At 59.9% G+C, this 19,229-nt stretch carries 18 protein-coding genes; 4 read left to right on the top strand and 14 right to left on the bottom strand.

Going from position 1 to position 19,229, the window contains the following annotated elements; translation table 11 throughout:
* Positions 1-157: 157 nt before the first annotated feature.
* On the bottom strand, positions 158-1,147 hold the full coding sequence (locus J2857_RS23890; RefSeq protein ID WP_210012601.1) for an alpha/beta hydrolase: 990 nt from the start codon (positions 1,145-1,147) through the stop codon (positions 158-160).
* A gap of 7 nt (positions 1,148-1,154) precedes the next feature.
* The gene (locus tag J2857_RS23885; RefSeq protein ID WP_210012600.1) at positions 1,155-2,045 is read right to left on the bottom strand and encodes an MBL fold metallo-hydrolase; all 891 of its coding nucleotides are present in this window, start codon (positions 2,043-2,045) and stop codon (positions 1,155-1,157) included.
* 176 nt (positions 2,046-2,221) lie between these two features.
* On the opposite strand from J2857_RS23885, the gene J2857_RS23880 reads away from it, so the two are divergent.
* Complete coding sequence (locus J2857_RS23880; RefSeq protein ID WP_210012599.1) at positions 2,222-2,899, top strand: glutathione S-transferase family protein; 678 nt, start codon at positions 2,222-2,224, stop codon at positions 2,897-2,899.
* A 43-nt stretch (positions 2,900-2,942) separates the two neighbouring features.
* On the opposite strand, the gene J2857_RS23875 is transcribed toward J2857_RS23880, so the two are convergent.
* The 6 genes from J2857_RS23875 to J2857_RS23850 are packed head-to-tail and all read right to left on the bottom strand — an operon-like array spanning position 2,943 to position 8,945.
* Positions 2,943-3,767 carry an inositol monophosphatase family protein gene (locus J2857_RS23875; RefSeq protein WP_210012598.1) on the bottom strand — a complete coding sequence of 275 codons (825 nt, stop codon included), beginning with the start codon at positions 3,765-3,767 and terminating at the stop codon, positions 2,943-2,945.
* A gap of 33 nt (positions 3,768-3,800) precedes the next feature.
* Positions 3,801-4,652: a glycerophosphodiester phosphodiesterase family protein gene (locus J2857_RS23870; RefSeq protein ID WP_210012597.1), complete on the bottom strand. Its 852-nt coding sequence runs from the start codon at positions 4,650-4,652 to the stop codon at positions 3,801-3,803.
* Positions 4,649-5,767 carry an ABC transporter ATP-binding protein gene (locus J2857_RS23865; protein WP_210012596.1) on the bottom strand — a complete coding sequence of 373 codons (1,119 nt, stop codon included), beginning with the start codon at positions 5,765-5,767 and terminating at the stop codon, positions 4,649-4,651. Before J2857_RS23865 ends, J2857_RS23870 begins: the two co-directional genes overlap by 4 nt.
* Positions 5,768-5,769: 2 nt before the next feature.
* Positions 5,770-6,684, bottom strand: a complete 915-nt coding sequence (locus J2857_RS23860; RefSeq protein ID WP_210012595.1) for an ABC transporter permease subunit — start codon at positions 6,682-6,684, stop codon at positions 5,770-5,772.
* A gap of 2 nt (positions 6,685-6,686) precedes the next feature.
* The gene (locus J2857_RS23855; protein WP_210012594.1) at positions 6,687-7,577 is read right to left on the bottom strand and encodes a carbohydrate ABC transporter permease; all 891 of its coding nucleotides are present in this window, start codon (positions 7,575-7,577) and stop codon (positions 6,687-6,689) included.
* A gap of 60 nt (positions 7,578-7,637) precedes the next feature.
* Positions 7,638-8,945: an extracellular solute-binding protein gene (locus J2857_RS23850; RefSeq protein WP_210012593.1), complete on the bottom strand. Its 1,308-nt coding sequence runs from the start codon at positions 8,943-8,945 to the stop codon at positions 7,638-7,640.
* Positions 8,946-9,136: 191 nt separating this feature from the next.
* Here J2857_RS23850 and J2857_RS23845 point away from each other — a divergent pair, with 191 nt between their 5' ends.
* Positions 9,137-10,291 carry an ROK family transcriptional regulator gene (locus tag J2857_RS23845; RefSeq protein ID WP_210012592.1) on the top strand — a complete coding sequence of 385 codons (1,155 nt, stop codon included), beginning with the start codon at positions 9,137-9,139 and terminating at the stop codon, positions 10,289-10,291.
* A 504-nt stretch (positions 10,292-10,795) separates the two neighbouring features.
* On the opposite strand, the gene J2857_RS23840 is transcribed toward J2857_RS23845, so the two are convergent.
* From J2857_RS23840 to J2857_RS23815, 6 genes are all read right to left on the bottom strand, one after another.
* Positions 10,796-12,220 (bottom strand): ABC transporter ATP-binding protein, encoded by a 1,425-nt coding sequence (locus J2857_RS23840; protein ID WP_210012591.1) that lies wholly within the window; start codon positions 12,218-12,220, stop codon positions 10,796-10,798.
* Positions 12,217-13,041, bottom strand: a complete 825-nt coding sequence (locus J2857_RS23835) for an ABC transporter permease (RefSeq protein ID WP_210012590.1) — start codon at positions 13,039-13,041, stop codon at positions 12,217-12,219. The genes J2857_RS23840 and J2857_RS23835 overlap by 4 nt, the downstream gene beginning before the upstream one ends.
* Positions 13,038-13,976: an ABC transporter permease gene (locus tag J2857_RS23830; RefSeq protein ID WP_210012589.1), complete on the bottom strand. Its 939-nt coding sequence runs from the start codon at positions 13,974-13,976 to the stop codon at positions 13,038-13,040. The genes J2857_RS23835 and J2857_RS23830 overlap by 4 nt, the downstream gene beginning before the upstream one ends.
* Positions 13,977-13,987: 11 nt before the next feature.
* Positions 13,988-15,508 (bottom strand): ABC transporter substrate-binding protein, encoded by a 1,521-nt coding sequence (locus tag J2857_RS23825; protein WP_210012588.1) that lies wholly within the window; start codon positions 15,506-15,508, stop codon positions 13,988-13,990.
* A gap of 253 nt (positions 15,509-15,761) precedes the next feature.
* Positions 15,762-15,902 (bottom strand): hypothetical protein, encoded by a 141-nt coding sequence (locus J2857_RS23820; RefSeq protein WP_210012587.1) that lies wholly within the window; start codon positions 15,900-15,902, stop codon positions 15,762-15,764.
* Between the two features lie 137 nt (positions 15,903-16,039).
* Positions 16,040-16,522 (bottom strand): Lrp/AsnC family transcriptional regulator, encoded by a 483-nt coding sequence (locus tag J2857_RS23815; RefSeq protein ID WP_105432261.1) that lies wholly within the window; start codon positions 16,520-16,522, stop codon positions 16,040-16,042.
* Between the two features lie 97 nt (positions 16,523-16,619).
* Between J2857_RS23815 and J2857_RS23810 the strand changes: the two genes are divergently transcribed.
* Positions 16,620-18,119, top strand: coding sequence for an aminotransferase class V-fold PLP-dependent enzyme (locus J2857_RS23810; RefSeq protein WP_210013027.1), 1,500 nt, complete (start codon positions 16,620-16,622; stop codon positions 18,117-18,119).
* Positions 18,112-18,990, top strand: coding sequence for an MBL fold metallo-hydrolase (locus J2857_RS23805; protein ID WP_210012586.1), 879 nt, complete (start codon positions 18,112-18,114; stop codon positions 18,988-18,990). The genes J2857_RS23810 and J2857_RS23805 overlap by 8 nt, the downstream gene beginning before the upstream one ends.
* Positions 18,991-19,229: the final 239 nt, after the last annotated feature.

The raw sequence follows: 19,229 nt of genomic DNA, 5'->3' as shown, positions 1-19,229 counted from the left end.
TTCTGCAGCAGGGAGTCACTACCTTATCAGCCCTTTGATCGAAAAGCGTATCAAGGCGCGAGTTCAACACCCAGACATCGTCGCCCACGCGTGTTGCCGCCGCTTGCTGAAACGAAAAAAGCCGCTCGAAAGCGGCTTCTGAGAGGGAGAAAGGCTTCTATTCAGGCGTATAGGCCTCCCGGAAAAAGGCGGAGATGGCACGAAAGGCCCGCATCCGGTTCTTTTCCAGAAGCGCCATATGGGTGGCTTCGCCGATCTCGATCCAGAGGCGGTTCGGCGCCGAAGTCAGCTCCTGGAAATACGCCAGCGCCAGGTCGATCGGGACATCGATATCCCACTCGCCATGCAGCAGCAGCACCGGAACCTGAATGTCCGACGGTTTGTAGTAAGGTTTACCTGCGCGCCAGTAGTCCCTGATATCCTGGATCGGACCATTGGTCGCTCGCAGCTTGCCGGGTTCCCTGGCTTCGCTCCAGGGGTCGTCCGCCAGCGTCGCCATCGCCCATTGTTCGAACCATCCTTGCGGAATGATCGTCGCGCGCGCGTGTTCGGGTGCGGTGCCGAGCCAGCGCTGGAGGGTATTCATGACTGGCACCAGCCGGTAGGCTGCCAGCTCGCCGCCCATGTCCAGGGGGATCGGCCTTTCGCTCAGCCATTGCGGGGCGAGAACAGCCAGCTTCAAGACCTTGTCAGGGTTGGCAGCGGTGTATGCTCCGGCCACCGTACCACCCCAGGACATTGCGAACACATTGACTTTGGCAAGGCCACGATGACGCAGAACGAAGTCCACCGCCGAGCCGAAGTCCCGGACGCCGACGTCGGTGCCTATGAGCGGCGGATTGAGAGCCGGATCCATCTCCATAACCTCCGGCCGGGAGGACTTGCCGTAGCCGCGGACATCGACCGTGAAGACGTCGAAACCCTCGGAAGCAAGATAGTCCATGAATGAGAACCCGCCGAGTGGAACGTCGTAGAGGCTTTCGGAGGAATAGGTAGCGCCATGCACCATGACGATGGTCGTTTCCGGCACAAACCGGCTCATCCCGGCGTGGCGCTTGTTGCGGACATGGAGGTCGATGCCGGGAGTGTCGCTTGGAATTCGGTACTCTTCGACCACGATGGCGTCGATGCTTATGTGATTGGTCATGTCGTCCTCAAATGTAGGTCCAGGAGAATCCATCCTGCGTCCGTGCGACCAGGCCGGCGGAGGAAGCGGGGAAGTGCGTGGCGAGGTACAAGGAGCGGGTATCCGCAAGACGGCCCAGCATCGACTGTCGCGAGGCCGAAGCCTGATCGTGGAATTCGCAGAACACGGTATTGAGATCGGGATGCCGAACCTGAACGGGACTGTGCAGGATGTCGCCACCGAAGATCGCGGTCTCCCCGCCCGACGTCACGGCAATCGACATATGTCCGATGCTATGGCCGGGTGTCGGGATGAAATCGAAGAGATCGAGGTAGCGTCCTCCGCCAGGCTCAATATAGTCCACAAGCCCCGCGTCGATCACCGGCGCGATGCTGTCTTCGTAGACGCCGGAACTCGGAATGTTGGCCTCGTTGTGGCTTGCCGGGCTCGCGTAGTATTCGCACTCGGCGCGTGGGAACACGTAACGGGCGTTCGGGAATGTCGGCACCCACTTACCCTTTTCGAGACGGGTGTTCCACCCGCTATGGTCGACGTGAAGATGAGTGTTGAACACCAAGTCGACCTTGTCCGGATCGACGCCCGCAGCGCGGAGCCGCGCGATGAATGGAATGGACTGCCGATCGAAGATCGGATTTCTCGGCCGTTCCTTGTCGTTTCCTGAACCCGTATCGACAAGGATCAGATGGTCCGGCGTTCGAACCACCCAGGTATGAATACTGAGCCGCAGGCTCTTGCCCTGGTCTTCGATATTATCCCGCAGGCTGGGATCCGCCGCGATCCGCTCGGCGGCGTTTTCCTTCGGATAGAGGAACGAGACCGGGACGTTGCTGAGTTGCTGCTCCTCGACTTTGCTTATCGTAACGTCGCCGATGCGATGTGTCTTGCTTTCGCTGCTCATGGCAATCCTTCGTGCTCGATGCTTCTGGCCTCCGAACATAGGAAGCTGGCGCGGGCGCAAGGAATCGAACCGAATCATAGGTGGGATCGACAGGATCGATTGGTCGAGGGACGGAAGATCGGGCAGTTCTGGGCCGTGCTGCCCGACGATGGCGGCGACCTCTTCCAGGGATGACGATGATGAACCTGTATTTCCACGCCACGCCGAACTCCATGAAGGTCGCGGTGCTGCTGCATGAACTGAACCTGCCTTTCGAAGTCACCCCGATCGATATCTTTAAAGGGGAGCAGCATTTGCCGGAGTTTCGAGCGGTCAACCCGAACGGCAAGGTTCCCGCCCTCGTCGATGAAGGCATCACTGTCTTCGATTCTCATGCGATCCTGCTCCACCTTTCAGTGAAGCACGGACGGTTCATTCCCACAGACCTGTCGAGAAAAGCCGCGATGCTGTCCTGGCTTCAGCTGGTCGCGACCGGCCTGTCTCCCTACTCGGGACAGGCAATCCACTTCCTGCACTATGCGCCCGAAGACCTTCCCTATGCGAAAAACCGCTATGTGAAAGAGGTCGAGCGCACCTATGAGGTACTCGACAAGCGGCTTGAGATTTCCGAATGGTTGGCTGGCGACGACTACACAGTTGCGGACATGGCACTCTGGGGCTGGGCAGCGTCGGCGGACTATATATTCGGAGATAAGGGCCTGGACGATTTTCCCGCGGTCAAGCGTTTCATGACGACGATGTCGGATCGCCCGGCCGTTCAGCAGGCATTGGCGTTAAAAGCGGAATACACCTTCAAAGCGGTGCTGGATGACGAAACGAGAAAGGCACTTTTCCCCGACAACACGAATCGCTAGGCCCGGCACCGTCTTCGGGTAGACGGTCACGAGAAGTCCATTGCTACGCGACGTACGCGAACACCTCGCGGACGAGAACCTGCCAGCTATCGGGGTCCGTCGCCGTCAAAAGCGCTCCAGTGCGTCTCGTCGCATCGTAGACCGAGCCATCCAGGCAGGCCACGTAGGCGCCGGCCTCGGTCGCGATCAATGTGCCCGCAAGGTGATCCCAAGGGGTCAGCCGGTCGAGCATCACGAAATGGCCGTGGCCGCTGGCGAAGGCGCGATACATGTGCGCAGCGCAGCGGTGACTGGAGAACATCCGTGGTTTCGCAAGCTTTGCCAGAATGTCAGGCTTGACCGCTGCGGGCAGAAAGTCTGTGGAGACATAGCCTGTCATCTCCGCCAAAGGCGTCGGCTCCGATATCTGGAGTCGTTTTTCGGTCCCATCGCCGCGGATCAGGAATGCACCGCCGCCCTGTTCTGCCATGACCCAGTCATCGCTCATCGGGTCGTAGATGATGCCGGCAATGGGCTTGCCGTGCCGCACGATCGCCGCCATGACGCCGAACAGTGGCATGCCCGCCACGAAATTCGCCGTCCCGTCCAGAGGATCGACAACGACCGCCAGTTCGGCCTGGTCAAGCCGATCCAACAGGCCGGGGTCCTTCGATGCACTTTCCTCGCCCACGAACAGCGCGTTCGGCAACATGCGTGTAATCTCCTGGCTGAGAAAGCGCTCAGCGGCTTCGTCGGCCGCCGTAACCAGGTCCGTTGCATCTGATTTCGCGCGGACGTCGAGGTCCCTCACCTGCTGGAACCGGGGAAGGATTTCTTGGCCGGCAGCTTGACGAAGCTTATCGCCAAGTTCTCGAAGATCGAATTCCATGACGTCCTCTCTTTCTGCGGTGATGGGCGAGCCTCAAACGGATGCCCTGGGCCTCGCCGCCTGATGTGCCGCGATGTAGGATCGCAACTTCTCCATTTCGTCTGTTTGCACGGCAGAGAACCCGGCCCGCAGCAACCGGCCCCAGATCGCATCCGGATCTTTGAGAGCTGCGGTGTCCGTGAAGCCCGGAGAGGCGACGCCATTGAGCGTGTTGACCCACAACGTAATACCGGCGTCGTGGAAACGCTGCTTGATCGCCTCGACTTGGCTGATGTCCTTGAATGAGACCTCGCAGATCAGCGGCTTCAAACGAAACACGAGCTCTACCTGTTCATCAGCATCGTCTTGCTCCAGATGGGTGCGCGCAATGAACGGGACGTCGTGGAACATGATATTGTCTTTGATCCAGCCGAGGTCGTCCTCGGTCTTGAGGTCGGCCCAGAAATCGACTTGCTGGTCGACACCCATTTTCTGGGCATAGGCCAGGATCTCCGGAATGACGTGCCGGTGCTTGACGTCTAAATGAATGAAGATTTTGTCACGCGTCAGCTCGAGCATGTCGCGCAGGCTGGGAAGCTTCTGGTCGGTCAAGGCATTACCCGGTCCGCCATCGCGGTTGCGCAGCGCAAGACTGGTCAGTTCCCGAAGTGTCAGTTGCTCCGGTTCCCTGTTCAGGCCGGTCATGCGCTCCAGGGTATCGTCGTGTAGAAGCACGAACTCGCCGTCGGCGGTGCGGCGCACGTCGATCTCGACGATATCGTAACCGGCCTCAATCGTTCTTTGGATGGATAGCAGGCTGTTTTCCGGCGCATCCTTCCAGATGCCACGATGGGCGACAATCGCGCATTGGCGATGTCGATCGGCCATGTATTCGAAATAATTCATTTCTTTTCCTTGGTTGCGGCGGTGAACGCCCCCGCGATTGCCTTGCCTGTCACCGCATCGAAGAGATGCAGCCGTTGCTGCGGACATGAGAGCAGCAGCACGTTGCTATCGGGCGCTTGCGAGCCGAACGGCGTCGTGATGCGCACCATCGTGCCGGAGAGGTCGGCAGCCAGGATCGAATGTGATCCGAGATCCTCATGATAGCGGACGTCCGCCCTCAGGGCCGAGGCGTTGGCGGTGGTGTAAACGGCGATATCTTCGGGGCGAATGCCCAACTGAAAGCTACCTTTCAAACGGCATTCGGCGACAGCCTGGCCATCGGACAGACGCAACACGGTTCCGTCGCCGCTCACCGGCAGGATATTCATCGGCGGCGAACCGATGAACCTCGCGACGAAGACGGAGGCGGGGTTATGGTAGATCGCCTTCGGCGTGTCGTACTGCTCGATCTCGCCCTTGTTGAGGATCAATATCCGGTCCGCGAGCGTCATCGCCTCGACCTGATCGTGGGTGACGAACACAGTCGTGGCGCCAATCCGTCTATGCAGTTCCGCAAGTTCGACACGGGTGTCATGCCGCAACTGCGCGTCGAGGTTCGATAACGGCTCGTCGAACAGAAGGACACTCGGTTCGCGCACGATGGCGCGCCCGATCGCAACCCGCTGGCGCTGACCGCCGGAGAGTTGGCTTGGCTTGCGGCCGAGATATTCGGTGAGGCCGAGCATCTTCGCGACCAGTTCGACACGAACCCGCCTTTCGGCCTTCGTCATTCCAGCAATCTTGAGGCTGTATGCGATGTTGTCGAAGACGGTCATGTGCGGATAGAGCGCATAGTTCTGGAAGACCATGGCACAGCCGCGTTCCTTGGGCTCCAGTTCCTGAACCTCACGCCCGTCAATGACGATTCTTCCGCCACTGACCCTTTCAAGACCCGCGATCATCTGCATGAGGGTGGATTTGCCGCAGCCGGATGGCCCGAGCACCACCGTGAACTCCCCTGCCCTGAACTCGACGTCGAGATTCGGAATGATCGGCATCTTGCCGTAGCTCTTGGTCACTCCGTCGAGCCGGATATTGGCTGCCGCGACATGGATCGCGGGGTCGATGGCATTCATTGTCATTTCTCCGACAGGACGAGGCCCTGCACGAGATACCGCTGCAAAAGAGCGATCATCGTCAGGGGAATGATGGATACGAGGATGGCACCCGCCATAATCAGCGGGTAGTCGGGGACAGCGCCTTCGTCAGGAACGAGCCGCGCCAGGCCAACCACAGCCGTCTGCATTTCCGCCGTCGAGGAGGCGACCAGCGGCCACAGATACTGTGTCCAGCCGCTGAGGAAGGTCAGCACGAAGAGTGACGCAAAGGTGGTGCGCGACAGGGGCAGCAGGATGTCAACCAAGAACCGGATCGGCCCTGCTCCGTCCATGCGCGCTGCCTTGAACAGATCCTTCGGCAAGGTCAGGAAGAATTGTCGGAACAGGAAAGTCCCCATTCCGTGTGCAAGCAGCGGCACGACCAGTCCTAAATGGGTATTCAGAATGCTCCATTCCGCATGGAACGGTGCGCCAAACAGGCCTGCGACCGCATCGTTTAGGCCTGTCGCATCGAGGACGGCATTGAGGGGCGAGAAGATATTGGACGCGACCTGGTAGGTCGTGACGAACCGCATGTCGAGCGGGAGGATCACGGTTGCCAGGATCAGCGCGAAAACGATACTTGCCCACCGGACCCGAAAGTAGACGATCGCATAGGCCGAGAGGAAAGACAGCACGCAGCCCGCGACCGCATTGCCGACCGCGACGATGAGGCTGTTGACCATTTGCATCGGGATCGACGTCTCGGTGAAGATGCGCTTGAAATTGGCGATCAGATTCCCGCCAAATGACCATGTCAGGCCATTCTGGAGCATGAACTCATAAGAATGCGAGGCTGTGGCGAGGGTCAGGTAAAGTGGGCCGAAAATGAAGATGACGCCCATGATCAGGATCAGGCTCGCGACGATGTTGATGGAGCGTGCGTTCTCGACCATGGTTACCGCTCGTAGTTGATGCGCCGGCCGAGCAGTGCAAACTGTAGAGCGGCGACGAAGATGAAGAAGACCATGAGGATTGCGGTCTGGGTGGACGCACCGGACAGGTCGTAGCTGCCGAAGCCATCGAGATAGATCTTGTAGACAAGAAGCGTCGTGGCGCCGCCCGGACCGCCCTTGGTAATCGTGTCGATCAGCGCAAAGGCCGAGGTGACGCTCTCGGTGAACTCCAGGACCAGCGTCAGGAAAAGCTGCGGCATGATCAGGGGCAGTTGGACGTCGAGAATACGCCGCCAGGGGCCTGCGCCATCCATGGCAGCGGCTTGTATGATGGTGTGCGGAACGGCACGCAGTCCGGCAAGCAAGATAACGAAGTTAAACGGTATGTTGCCCCAGACATGTGCGGCAATTAGCGTGACATAGGCATCGAAGCTGTCAAAGCCTGGATTCCAGGTACCGGGAAACAGCTTGTTGAGTGGCGCAAGGACCCCGACAAACGGGTTGAAGATGAATGAGAAGACCAGGCCGATAGAGGCTCCAGCAATGCCCTTTGGCCATACCAGGACGTTCCTCGCCGGAAGCGACATGCGCACCGCGCGGTCGGCAGCAATCGCCAGAATGAGCGGAACGAGAACAGCGAGGGATGAGGCCGTTGCCATAAAGATCAACGTGCGCCAACTGGCTTTCCAGAACTCCGGATCGGAGAGCACGCGGGCAAAATTGTCCCAACCGACGAATTCGGAGCCGCCACCAAACGGGCGCTCCAGATAGAAGGACCAGTAAAACGCCTGGAAGACCGGCGCGTAGAAAAAAAGAATGACCAGCAGGAACAGTGGCGCCACGAAAAGCAGCGGCAGCCATCGATGCCGGAACATGGTGGATTCAGTAAACATGACATACCCCGAAATGTGGGAGCGATGCGGGGCAAATGAGCCCCGCATCGTGATTTAGGATCAGGGTAGTTCTACGCCCTTGTAGGTCTGCTGGAAGCGGCGCAGCAGCTCGTCGCCACGTTTCTTGGTGTTGTCGAGCGCAACCTGCATGGTCTGCTGACCGGCAAACGCCTTCTGGGTTTCTTCCGTCCAGATCTGCCGGAACTGGATGTAGGAACCCAGACGAATTCCGCGGGTGTCAGGCGTGGAAGGCTTGCTCATCGACTCGATGCCGACCGCCGCTGTCGCATATTTCGGCGACTTCGCCTCGGGGCTCTTGGCGATGGCGTCGAGGACGTCATTTGTGACGGGCACATAGCCGGTCGCCGCCACGAAGGAGATCTGCTGGGCAGGCTGGCGCAGGAAATTGAGGAAAGCCTTGGCACCCTCGATTTCCGCCTTGTCATGTCCCTTCATGATGTAGACGGACGCGCCGCCAACCAGCGTGTTGTGACGTTCCTGACCCTTGTACATTGGCGCCATGCCGACAGTGATTTCATATTTCCCCTCAAACGCCTTTGTGTAAGTGGAGTAGGAACCGGAAGAGGCTTCGACCATCGCGCATTCACCGGAGCTGAATGCCGCATTCAGGTTTCCTCCCTTGGTATCTGGGTTCAAGCGAACCAGACCTTCATTGCGCCATTCCACCAAGTTGGACAGATGCTTCGCGACGAACGTAGTATTGAAAACATATTCAGCGTCGAGACCATCATAACCGTTGTGCTTACTCGCGATCGGCAGGCCATGGCGAGCCGAGAACTGTTCGAAGACGGCCCAAGGCTCGGCATTGGTGACGAAGGGGCAGGTGCTGCCGGCGGCCTTCAGCTTGCGCGCCGCATCGATGACCTCTTCCCATGTTTCCGGGGTCTTGGTGATACCAGCCTTCTCGAGTTCAGTTTTGTTTGTGTAGAACAGCAGGGTCGAGGCGTTATAAGGCTGGGCGAAAAGCTTGCCCTTCGGCGTCTCGTAATAGGCGCGGGCGCCGGCAATGTAGCTATCCCACTTCACCTCAGGCAGAAGGTCCTGGACGGGCTCGACAGCACCCGACAGCATCATATCGAGCGTACCGGCATCAAGCACCTGAAGCAGGATCGGAGCGTTCTTGGCGCGGTAGGCGGCGATCGCCTTCTGCATCAGGACTTCGTAGCTTCCCTGTCCGACGCAATTGACCTTGTGTTCACTCTGTGCGGCGTTGAACGCGTCGCATTGGGCCCTGATGGCCACCTCGACGGGTCCTATGTTGCCGTACCAGAAATCGATGTTCGCGGCATTTGCGGACGCTGCGGTCGCAAGAAGCGTGGCTGACGCCGCCAGATTGGAAAGTCGCATGATGCCCTCCTGTTGGAACGTCGCCGAGCCCTCCTCGGCGATTATGGCGATGCCTTAGTTACTCAGATAGAGTAACAATAATATGACGGAGCGCAAGCCCTTGAGAGCGGAAAAAATCAACGCTAGTAATAGGTAGTGCATATTGGTCGCCCGCCGTTAATACCTGGGCGCAGTAACTAGGAGAAAGGCGCATGGGTTATTCTCCGGAGCCATTGATTGCCCCCCGTTTTTACCGAGGGACGGATGACGCGGTCGCGTCCCCCAACGAGCGCAGCATTTTGCGGCTGATCTGGCGCAATCCGGGCATTTCCAGAACGGAGCTCACCGGTCTGAGCGACCTCGCACAGCAGACCATCCACAGGCTCCTGGACCAATTGGCGGAGCGGGGAATTGTTCACCTTGGCTCACCTAAGCCGGGTTTGGGGAAAGGACAGCCAAGCCCGATACTGAAACTTGAGGGAAGCTACGCCTATACGTGCGGGATGTCGGTCAATACCGACGTCATCGATGTCTGTCTCATGGACTTTGCCGGACAGGTCCTTTGCGCAACCGACGTGCAGATTCGCGAGCGCACGGTCGATCAGGCGCTCGAACTTGTGTGCGGCTGGGTGCACAAGCAGCAGAAGGTTTTGGATCTCACGGATGAAGCATTTTTCGGGGTCGGGCTGGGGATCGCCGGCTTTCACGTGAGCGGTACCAGCTTCAATGCGTCCCTTCCGCTGCATGCGTGGTCCCTGATTGAGCTCGGCCCGCTTCTCACGCGCCATTTCGAAAAGCCGGTCTGGGCCTTGAACGGCGGCAAGACGGGTACGATCGGGGAGGCGATGTTCGGTGTTGGCCGTTACATCAAGGATTTCGCCTATCTCAGCTTCAACTACGGTTTCGGCGGCGGCTTGATCAACAACGGCGAACTGCTGCATGGCGGCAACGGCAATGCCGGCGAGTTTTCGCAACTGTATGAGGACGAGGAAATCACCCGGCGGCCCGCCCTACAGTTCATCATGGAACGTTTGAACCGGAACGGCATCGACGTGCCCTCGATTACCTATCTTCGAAAATACTTCGATCCGCGCTGGCCCGGAGTCCATGAATGGCTGGATGAGATCACCCCAGCCTATAATCGTTTGGTCAACGCGATCTGGGCTGTGTACGATCCGCAGGCCATCGTCTTCGGAGGACAGATCCCGCCGGATCTGGCGCACTTGATGATCGAAAGGACACGGCTCTTTGGAAAGCCCAGGTACGGTGTAGGGCGGGCGAGCCCCAAACTTCTGGTCTCGGAAAGTCCCACGGACGCCGCCGCTATGGGGGCGGCCGTCACGCCGTTCAAGCTGACGTTCTTTTGAACAATGACGGTAACCTCGTTCCTGGAAGGAACCGGTAGGTGACCTGAAAAAGTCGCAAACCGCCAACCGCTCCCAGATGACACAGCGATCGGCCGTCTTTTCAGCGGAAGCTACTCCATATGTGCGATCTCCGACGCGGTATGCGCTTCGATTGCAATCCCTGGTGTCTTCCGGCCGAGATTTATCGATGGAGGCGGCGTTATAACGTTGGCCCCAGTACATTATTGGGACGCAGATATACGGCAAGCGGTTTTCCGCTCAGAATGCGATCAACCACATCACCGGCCTCGGCGCTGAGGTGAGGCCGACGAACGCATGCCCTCTCCCGTCGACCAGACCGTCAGCTCGATACTCGACTTGGCCGTGACCCTGCCAACCATGAAAAGGTTCGGCGATGCGCTTGCATGAACCTGGAAAGCCTCGTTCCCAAGGAACCGCGCAAGAGCTGAGAAAACGTTGGATGATCGCCCGAGGAGATATCCGGTGGCAGCGGAGCCGAGCTTCTCACATGGCTTTTTCATCACTGCTGCCCAGATCGATGACCCGTGTGGATATTGTCTCGGCAATATCCCGATCGTGAGTGACCAACAGGATGGCGAGGCCCGCCTCGGCGGCGATCTCCTGCAGGAACGTGATGACCTCTTTTTGGCTGACCGGGTCGAGGCGGGAAGTGGCCTCGTCTGCGAAGAGGAAGGCGGGATTGAGCAGGAGGGCTCGCAGCAGCGCAAAACGCTGCAGTTCTCCGCCAGAAATCTCACCCGGCCGGCGATCGAGCAAGCTCTCCGGCAGCCGCAACCGAGCCAGCAGGTCCTCCACTCTTGCCCAGGTCTCGCCATGCAGGCGAACCAGATCCCTTACCCCTTTGCGGATCGTCTGATGCGGCGCGAAGGCGGCAGGCGGGTCCTGGTAGAGCTTCTGGAAACGCAGAGATGAGAGGTCCGCGCGTCGTTCGACCAAGCCCGCGTCGGGCGGGTTCAGGCCAAGAAGGATGTTGCCGATCGTCGTCTTGCCGCATCCGCTTGGGCCGACAATCGAGACGATCTCACCGGACGCGATTTCGATATCAAGCCCGGAGAACAGCGTTTTGCTGCCGTAGCTTTTTTTCAGGCCGCGCCCGGCGATAACCATCTCGCCCGATGCCGCCGGCACCTGTCGCTCCCACTGCGATGGCTCCGACGAAAGCAACGCTTTGGTGTAGAGATGCTTGGGCGCCTTGAGGACCGTTTCGGCAGGGCCGGACTCGACAAGCCGGCCGTTCAACATGATGCCGATGGTTCCGCCGAGTGCCCGGGCAACGGCGACATCGTGGGTGATGGTGAGGAGGAGGCGTCCATTCTCCACTTCCCTGCGCAGACGGGCCGTCACCTGGTCCCTGAGCATCGCGTCCAGGCCTTTGGTCGGCTCGTCGGCGATCAGCAGCTCGCTGCCGGCGGCATGGGCCATGGCGATGGCCGCCCGCTGGCCCATGCCCCCGGAAATCTGGAAGGGGTAAAGCGCCTCCGCAGACGACAAGGAAACCTCCAGCAGATTTTCCTTCGCCGCAGCCGCACTTCCGGCAGCATCCCTACCCTTCACATAGCGATGGATTTCCGCCACCTGAGGCAAAACCCGCATCGTCGGATCAAGCGCCAGCCAGGGTTCCTGCGGCAGGAGGCTGATGCTACGGCCCCAACGGGAACGACGTTCGGAGGGTGCTTCAGCGAGAAGATCCGACCCTTTGAACAAAATGCGTCCTATCGCATGCAGCCCCGGCGGCAGATTGCCCATGATCGCCTGGGCTACCAGGGATTTTCCCGATCCACTTTCCCCGAGAAGCGTCAGGGGGTGTCCCCTGCCCAACGACAGTGAAACGTCAGAGACAATGGGCCCGTCCGCCGTGTGGATCGAAAGGTCGGTGACCAGGAGATCGTTCCTGACCTGAATATTCATGCGCGCTCCCCCTGAGCCAGGAGCTGCAGGCCAAGGACCAGCAGGAAGATCAGTCCCGCGGGAAGCAACACCTGCACCGGCGCCTCGGCAAAATAGGGCAGGAGTTCAACGATCATGCTGCCGAGCTCAGGCGTGGGAGGCTGAAGGCCGACGCTGATCGCGCTCAGTGTCGACACGGCGATAATCGCCGTTGCCATGGCGAAGGCTGCGAGGGTTGCGATCATCGGTCCGATGACAGGCAAGACATAGCGCGTGAGGATGTAGCGCGAGCCGAAGCCCAGCATCCGTGCCGCTTCGATATGCGGCTGGGACAATACCGTTTTGGTCGTCGCCTTCGTCACGCGGTAGAACTCAACCCACAGGGTCAGCGCCAGGCCGAGGAAGAGCGGACCGTAGTCGCCGGGGGAGAAGGCGAGCAGAAGCAGGACGAGCATGAGACCGGGCAGCGCCAAAACGACGGTCGCCATGAGTTCCAGCCCCTTCTCCGCCCAGCCGCCTCTCCAGGCCGCGAGCAGGCCCAGCAGAACTCCGGGCATGGCCGCCGCCAGCGTGGTCAGGAAGGCCATGCCAAAGGAGAGACGCGCGCCATGAGCTAATCGCGCGAGCAAGCTGCGTCCGTAATGGTCGGTGCCGAGCAAGTAGTCGCTGCCGACCGGGGCGAGGCTCGCGCCAAAATCCTGGGCCGACGGATCCACCGGTATGACGACTGGTCCGATTGTCGCAAAACCGCCGAGCAGAACCAGAAGTCCGGCGCCGGTCAAACGCGCCGCTCCGATGCCCGATTTCGGTTGCACGTAGGAGATATGATCGATCGTGCTCATGCCGTTCTCCTCGTCCGCGGGTCGAGCCAAAAGGTGAGAAGGTCGATGGTCGCGTTTATGGCGACGAACATCAGCCCCATCACCAGTGCCGTCCCCTGGACCATCGGGACGTCCCGCTCGACTATGGCATGCACCAGCGCGTGACCAATGCCGGGATAGGCAAACAGCGATTCCACCACGACGACGCCTTCGACCAGATAGATCGCCTGCAGGCCAAGGTAGGAGACGACGGGGATGGCTGCGTTGCGAAGCCCGTGACGCCGTACGACCACCGCCTCCGGAAGCCCCTTGTAGCGGGCGAAAGCGAAGTAGGGCGCCCGTGCAACAGCCGCGACGGCATTGCGGGTAACGCGGCTCGACATGGCTGCAAGCCCGAGCGCCAGGGTCAGCGCCGGGAGTAAGATCTCGCGTGGCGAACCGAAGCCTGCCGGCGGCAACCAGCCGAGTTGCCGGGAGAAGATCAGCATCAGGATCAGTCCGAGCACGAAGGGAGGGATGGCGCGGAAGACGACGGCCCCGGCAAGCCCGGAACGGTCGGCGGCACCACCGGGTTTCAGGCCAGAGATGAGCCCGACGAGCGGGCCGATCAGAAGCGAGATAAGCAGTGCGGTCGCAGCCAACCAGACGGAAGCGCCTAGCTGCACCTGCAGTTCATGGGCCACCGCTCGGCCCGTCACGAGCGAATGGCCAAGATCGAGCCGCAGCAGGCTGCCGATCCACTCCAGGAACTGCGCCGCAATCGGACGGTCGAGCCCGAGTTCGAGCCTGACCTTTTCCGCCGCATCGGCGATGCGGGCATCGGGACCGTAACGGCCGGCCGCGATGCGCATAGCTGCGTCACCGGGCAGCGCGCGCATCAAGGCGAAGCACACGGCTCCGACCACGACGGCGACAATACTGGCCTGCAACAGGCGCGAAAGAAAGAAGTTCTTCATGGCGCCTTCCATCACTTTGCCCAGCGGATGGCGGAGAGGCGGTAATTGACTTCAAGGGGATCGACCTCGACGCCGGCAATCCGCTTGCTGGAGACGATGGCAAGCTCCGACCAGGTGACCGGGATGCTTGGCAGTTCCTCCTGAAGGATTTCAACGGCACGCGTCTGGAGCGGCAAGCGCGTGCTGGCATCATTTGTCGCAGCAAGTCGCTCCACGATGCCCTGGATCTCTTTGTTGTCCCAACCCATCGAGCCCCAGTCGCTCCCGCCCGGGCCGTAGTCCTGGAGCAGCGTTCCGATCGGGTCAGGGACGATCGAGTAGAGCCGTGACACCAGTCCCATTTCCAGCGTGCCATCCTGGTGCCGCGCCGGGATTTCCGAACTGTTGCCAACGGAGACCTTCACGTCGATGCCGATCTGCCGAAGCTGGGCCTGCAAGGCTGTCGCGATCGGCGGCAGTTCCGGCCAGCTCGCATAGGTGAGAAGAGTCACGCTGAAGCGTTTTCCATCCTTCTCCAGGATGCCGTCACGACCAGGTACCCAACCTGCCGTCTTGAGCAGCGTCTTTGCCTTCTCGACGTTTCTCTCAAGCGGCGGAACATCGGGAGAATTCCAACCCTTCATGGCCGGCGGAAAGAGCTGGGTTGCTGCAAGATCGCTGTTGCGCAGGATGACTTTTGTGATGCCGACACGGTCGATCGCGGCACTGACTGCCTGTCGCTCTTCCACCTGGTCGAAGAAGGGCGATGCTGCGTTGACTTTGAGGATGCGGGTGCGGGGGATGGTGGCAATCTGGACGTCGAGCTTCGGGTTTGCCTTCAAGCGGTCGACCGAAACAGGCAACATGGAAAAGACAAGGTCCGCCTCGCCACTTTCGGCCATCAGGGCGCGGGTCTCCCCCTGCCCCACGGCCAGATAATTGACCTCATCAATTCCAGGAGTGCCACCCCACCAACTATCCGAGCCTTCAAGTTCAAGCCGCGCCGGCGGCGTCAGTGCCTTCACTTTATAGGGCCCGGAACCCACGATCCTGGTGATCTTGCCGGCAGTGTCGAAGGAGGATGGCGCCAGAATGACGGTGCTGAAGTGAACGAGATAGGCCGGCAGCGCGGAGAACGGCTTCGTCAGGCGAATTCGGATGTCGTGCCCTTCGCTTGCAATGTCCGCGATCGGAGCCTGCGAAAAAACACCGACACCCGCCAGGGCACGCCGAAGGCTGATCGCCGCGGCTTCGGCGGTTACCGAGGTTCCATCGTGAAATCCGGCGTTGCCGCGGATCGTGAAGCGCCAGGTCAGATTGTCATCCGAAACCGCCCATTTTTCCGCAAGAGCGGGAACAAGCGCACCCTTCTTGTCGGTCGTCACGAGCGTTTCAGCCACCTGAAGGCGGCTGAAGACATATCCGGTCTGGGCCGGTTCGATACCGGTGATCTCCCACGGACCTGCAACCTTTAGGGTATCGGCCAGGGCATGCGCTACCGGCATCGAGGCACCGAGCATCAGCGTGAGTAAAAGCGCGTTCGCAATGCGCATTGTGTTCTCCATTCGATTGGCTGTTGTTGCAAATGTCATGCGTTGGGATTCAGCGGAAAGCGTGTGGGCTATGTCCTCCGTCACGTCCTGCATTGCTTTATGGATGGAGCGCTTCGCCCCTCCCTGCGCCTGCATCACGAGGATTGCGGCTTAGGGTCTCGCCCGCGACAAAACGGGCAGTCGCCAAGCGAGGCGCTGGAAACGGGGTAGGCAGCCGCGGCCGGGCGGCTTCGAAGTTCTGAGGTCCCCGACATCAGATGGATTTACCGGAACCCTCGGCACTGGCGATCACAGTTCGATGCCGACGCCACACCTCCCCGCTCATGTCATGAAAGCGGGGCATGGCCCTGATGGCCAGGCTGACGGTTCTCGAATTCCAGGTGACGTCGCTCATCGCATCCTCGGGGTTGTCGGCGACTGCATACGTAATGTTATTACGTTCGTCAATTGGGAATGTAATGTGCTAACATTTTGAGTGAACGGTCCCCCGACGGGAAATGTTGCGCCGGCCTCGCCCATGCCAGCCTGCGGTCACCTCAGGCGGCTTAGGTCCACGGCCCGATTACGAATGATGGCCTCCATGGCGAAAAAGCCGGTCACGGTCGCCAGGTCGAAATTGGTGATGAGCTTTTGGTAGAACGCGTCGTAGCCGGAGATTCCGCGTGTGACGACCTTGATCAGATAATCCCAGTCTCCGCCAATCCGATAGAAATCGATGACTTCCGGCAGCCGGTCGACATGCTTGCGGAAATCCTCGGACCATTCCTTGGAATGGTGACGGGTCCGGATCATCACGATCACCGTCAGATCGAAGCCCAGCATCTCGAGATCGACCTCGGCGCGTGAACCTCCCACCACGCCGCTTGACTGGAGCCGCTGGAGCCGACGCCAGCAGGCATTTTGCGAAAGCCCCACCTGTTCGGCCAGATCCCGTTGCGAGAGTGCGGCGTTGCGCTGGAGGCAGGTCAGGATTTTTAGATCGATATGATCAAAATTTACAGATTTATCGATCATGTGACCCGCATTTCCGCTCGTTATCTGAAAAATAGGTGAAGTTTTCGGACCGTGATCGAGATTAGAATCGCTGTCAATTGCTGTCTGGAGACTGATGATGCGTGAGCAGGCCGATCTTAATCCATCAAAGGAACTCGTCACCGTTCTCGGCAAGTTCAAAAGCAGCCTCGAAGCCGCCGATCCGATCGCGGCGTTGAAAGACGGATTGATCGGTTCGAGGGCGAAAGTCGCCGGGCCGTTCGGCTTGAAGGATCTCGTTTATGCCGACTACGTCGCCTCAGGCCGTGCGCTCAGGCAAGTCGAACAGTTTGTTCTCGACGAGGTCCTGCCCTATTACGCCAACAGCCATACGGAGGCCTCCTATTGCGGGGGAATGATGACCCGCCTGCGGCGTGAAGCGCGGTCGGTCATCAAGGAATGCTGCGGAGCAGATAGCCGCCATGCCGCCATTTTCGCGGGATCCGGCGCAACGGCGGGCCTCAATCGGCTCGTCAACCTGCTGGGCGTCACGGATGCGATCGCTTCCGGTCAGCGGGTCTGCGTGATCATCGGACCTTACGAACATCACTCGAACATCCTCCCCTGGCGCGAGAGCGGCGCAGAGATTGTCGAAATCGCTGAAGGCAGCGGCGGTGGCCCGGACCTTGTCCTTTTGGACGAGGCTCTCCAGGGCGCCGGCGCCGACCTGACAATCTGCTCGTTTTCGGCCGCATCGAACATAACCGGCATCTCGACCGACGTTGCAGCCGTCACCAAGCTTGCGAAGCAGGCGGGCGCCAAAATCGTCTGGGACTATGCCGGCGCCGGACCTTACATGCCGATCTCGATGACGCCGGAACAGGGGGCCGAGATCGACGCGATCGTGGTATCGCCGCACAAGTTCCTCGGCGGCCCGGGTGCCTCGGGCGTGCTGATCGTGCGGCATGACGCGGTCGTCACCGACAAGCCGTCCTGGCCGGGCGGCGGCACCGTCAAGTTCGTTTCGCCCACCTGCCACGACTATAGCGACAGCCTAGAAGCCCGTGAGGAAGCTGGAACCCCCAATGTCGTCGGCGACATTCGTGCGGCACTTGTCTTTCTCGTCAAGCATGCGATCGGACTAGAGAAAATCCGGCGGCTGAACGACGTCTTCACGCGAAGGGCGCTCACCGCCTGGCAGGACGTGCCCCAGATCGAGCTTCTCGGCTCCCCCTCGATGGCGCGCCTGCCGATATTCTCGTTTCGCATCAGGGACGGGAAAGGCGGCTATGTTCATCAGCAACTGGTCACCCGCATGCTCAGCGACCGGTTCGGCATTCAAGCCCGAGGAGGCTGCGCCTGCGCAGGTCCCTATGTGCACCGGTTGCTGTCGATCGATCCCGAGACGTCGGAGCGGATCAGGCAGGCGATCCTCAACGGCAACGAGATCGAGAAGCCGGGCTTCACGCGGCTCAATCTGAGCGTTCTGCTTTCGGACGAGACCGTCCTGTTTATCCTTGAGTCCGTCGCACAATTGGCGCGGGATGCGGCATCCTATACCGATCTCTATACGTTCGATCCCGCACGGGCGATCTTTTCTCCGCGTGCACCAGATCTACCGGAGGCTAGCTATGCATAGACCTGACGTCGCTGCATTCTTCGATCCGCGTACCTGTTCGATCCAGTACGTGGTGAGCGACCCGCAAACCAGGGCCTGCGCCATTATCGATCCCGTTCTCGACTTCGATGAGAAATCGGGTTCGACGGCGACCCATAACGCCGACGCCCTGTTGGACCATGTCCGCCAGCAGGACCTGCGTCTCCAATGGATCCTCGACACTCATCCGCATGCCGACCACTTCTCGGCCGCCGCCTACCTGAAAAGAATGACCGGCGCCCCGATTGCGATTGGCGCTCACGTTGTCGATGTCCAGAAAATCTGGGCGCAGATCTACAATTGGCCAGATCTGCCTGTCGATGGCAGCCAATGGGACCGCCTGTTCGCCGATGGAGAAACGTTCTCCATCGGCAATATCGAGGTCGGTGTCATGTATTCGCCCGGCCATACGCTTGCGTCCATCTCCTATGTCGCCGGTGACGCCGCTTTCGTTCATGACACGCTGTTCATGCCGGACAGCGGCACGGCCCGCGCGGATTTTCCCGGTGGTAGCGCAGGTGCTCTATGGTCAAGCATCCAGGCCATTCTGGCACTGCCAGGGAACACACGTATTTTCGTCGGACACGACTATCAGCCCGGCGGCCGCCAGCCGCAGTGGGAAAGCACGGTGGAGCGTCAGAAAATGGAAAACATCCATCTCAAGCAGTCTCCCAGCAAGGACGAGTTCGTCGCCATCCGCGAAATGCGGGATCGCACCCTGCCGATGCCAAAGCTGATCCTGCATGCGCTGCAGATCAACATCAATGGCGGTCAGCTTCCGCAACCGGAAGCCAACGGCATGCGATACCTGAAACTGCCCATCGGCGCGTTTCAAGACAGCGTCTGGTCCTGAGTGACTCGCGAGCGTTCACGCTTGAACGCAAAGCCACGTGTGCGGTTACCGATCGCGTTGGCGGAGAAAACCGCACAGACTGTCGACTGCAAAACGACGATTTTCGGAAGGCATCCCTCGCCCGCGAGAAACGCATTGCGAGGTAATCGGCGCACCTGCCTCTGCTTACCCGCGATAAGACTATGTCGATGAAATTCCGATTCGTCGACACCCCTTTATGGCCTACCGCTTACCTCGAC

Source organism: Neorhizobium galegae (genome assembly GCF_017877055.1).
In the GTDB taxonomy this organism is placed as follows: domain Bacteria; phylum Pseudomonadota; class Alphaproteobacteria; order Rhizobiales; family Rhizobiaceae; genus Neorhizobium; species Neorhizobium galegae_D.
Note: the sequence above shows the minus strand (reverse complement) of the source record. Positions and strands in the feature narration are given on the sequence as shown.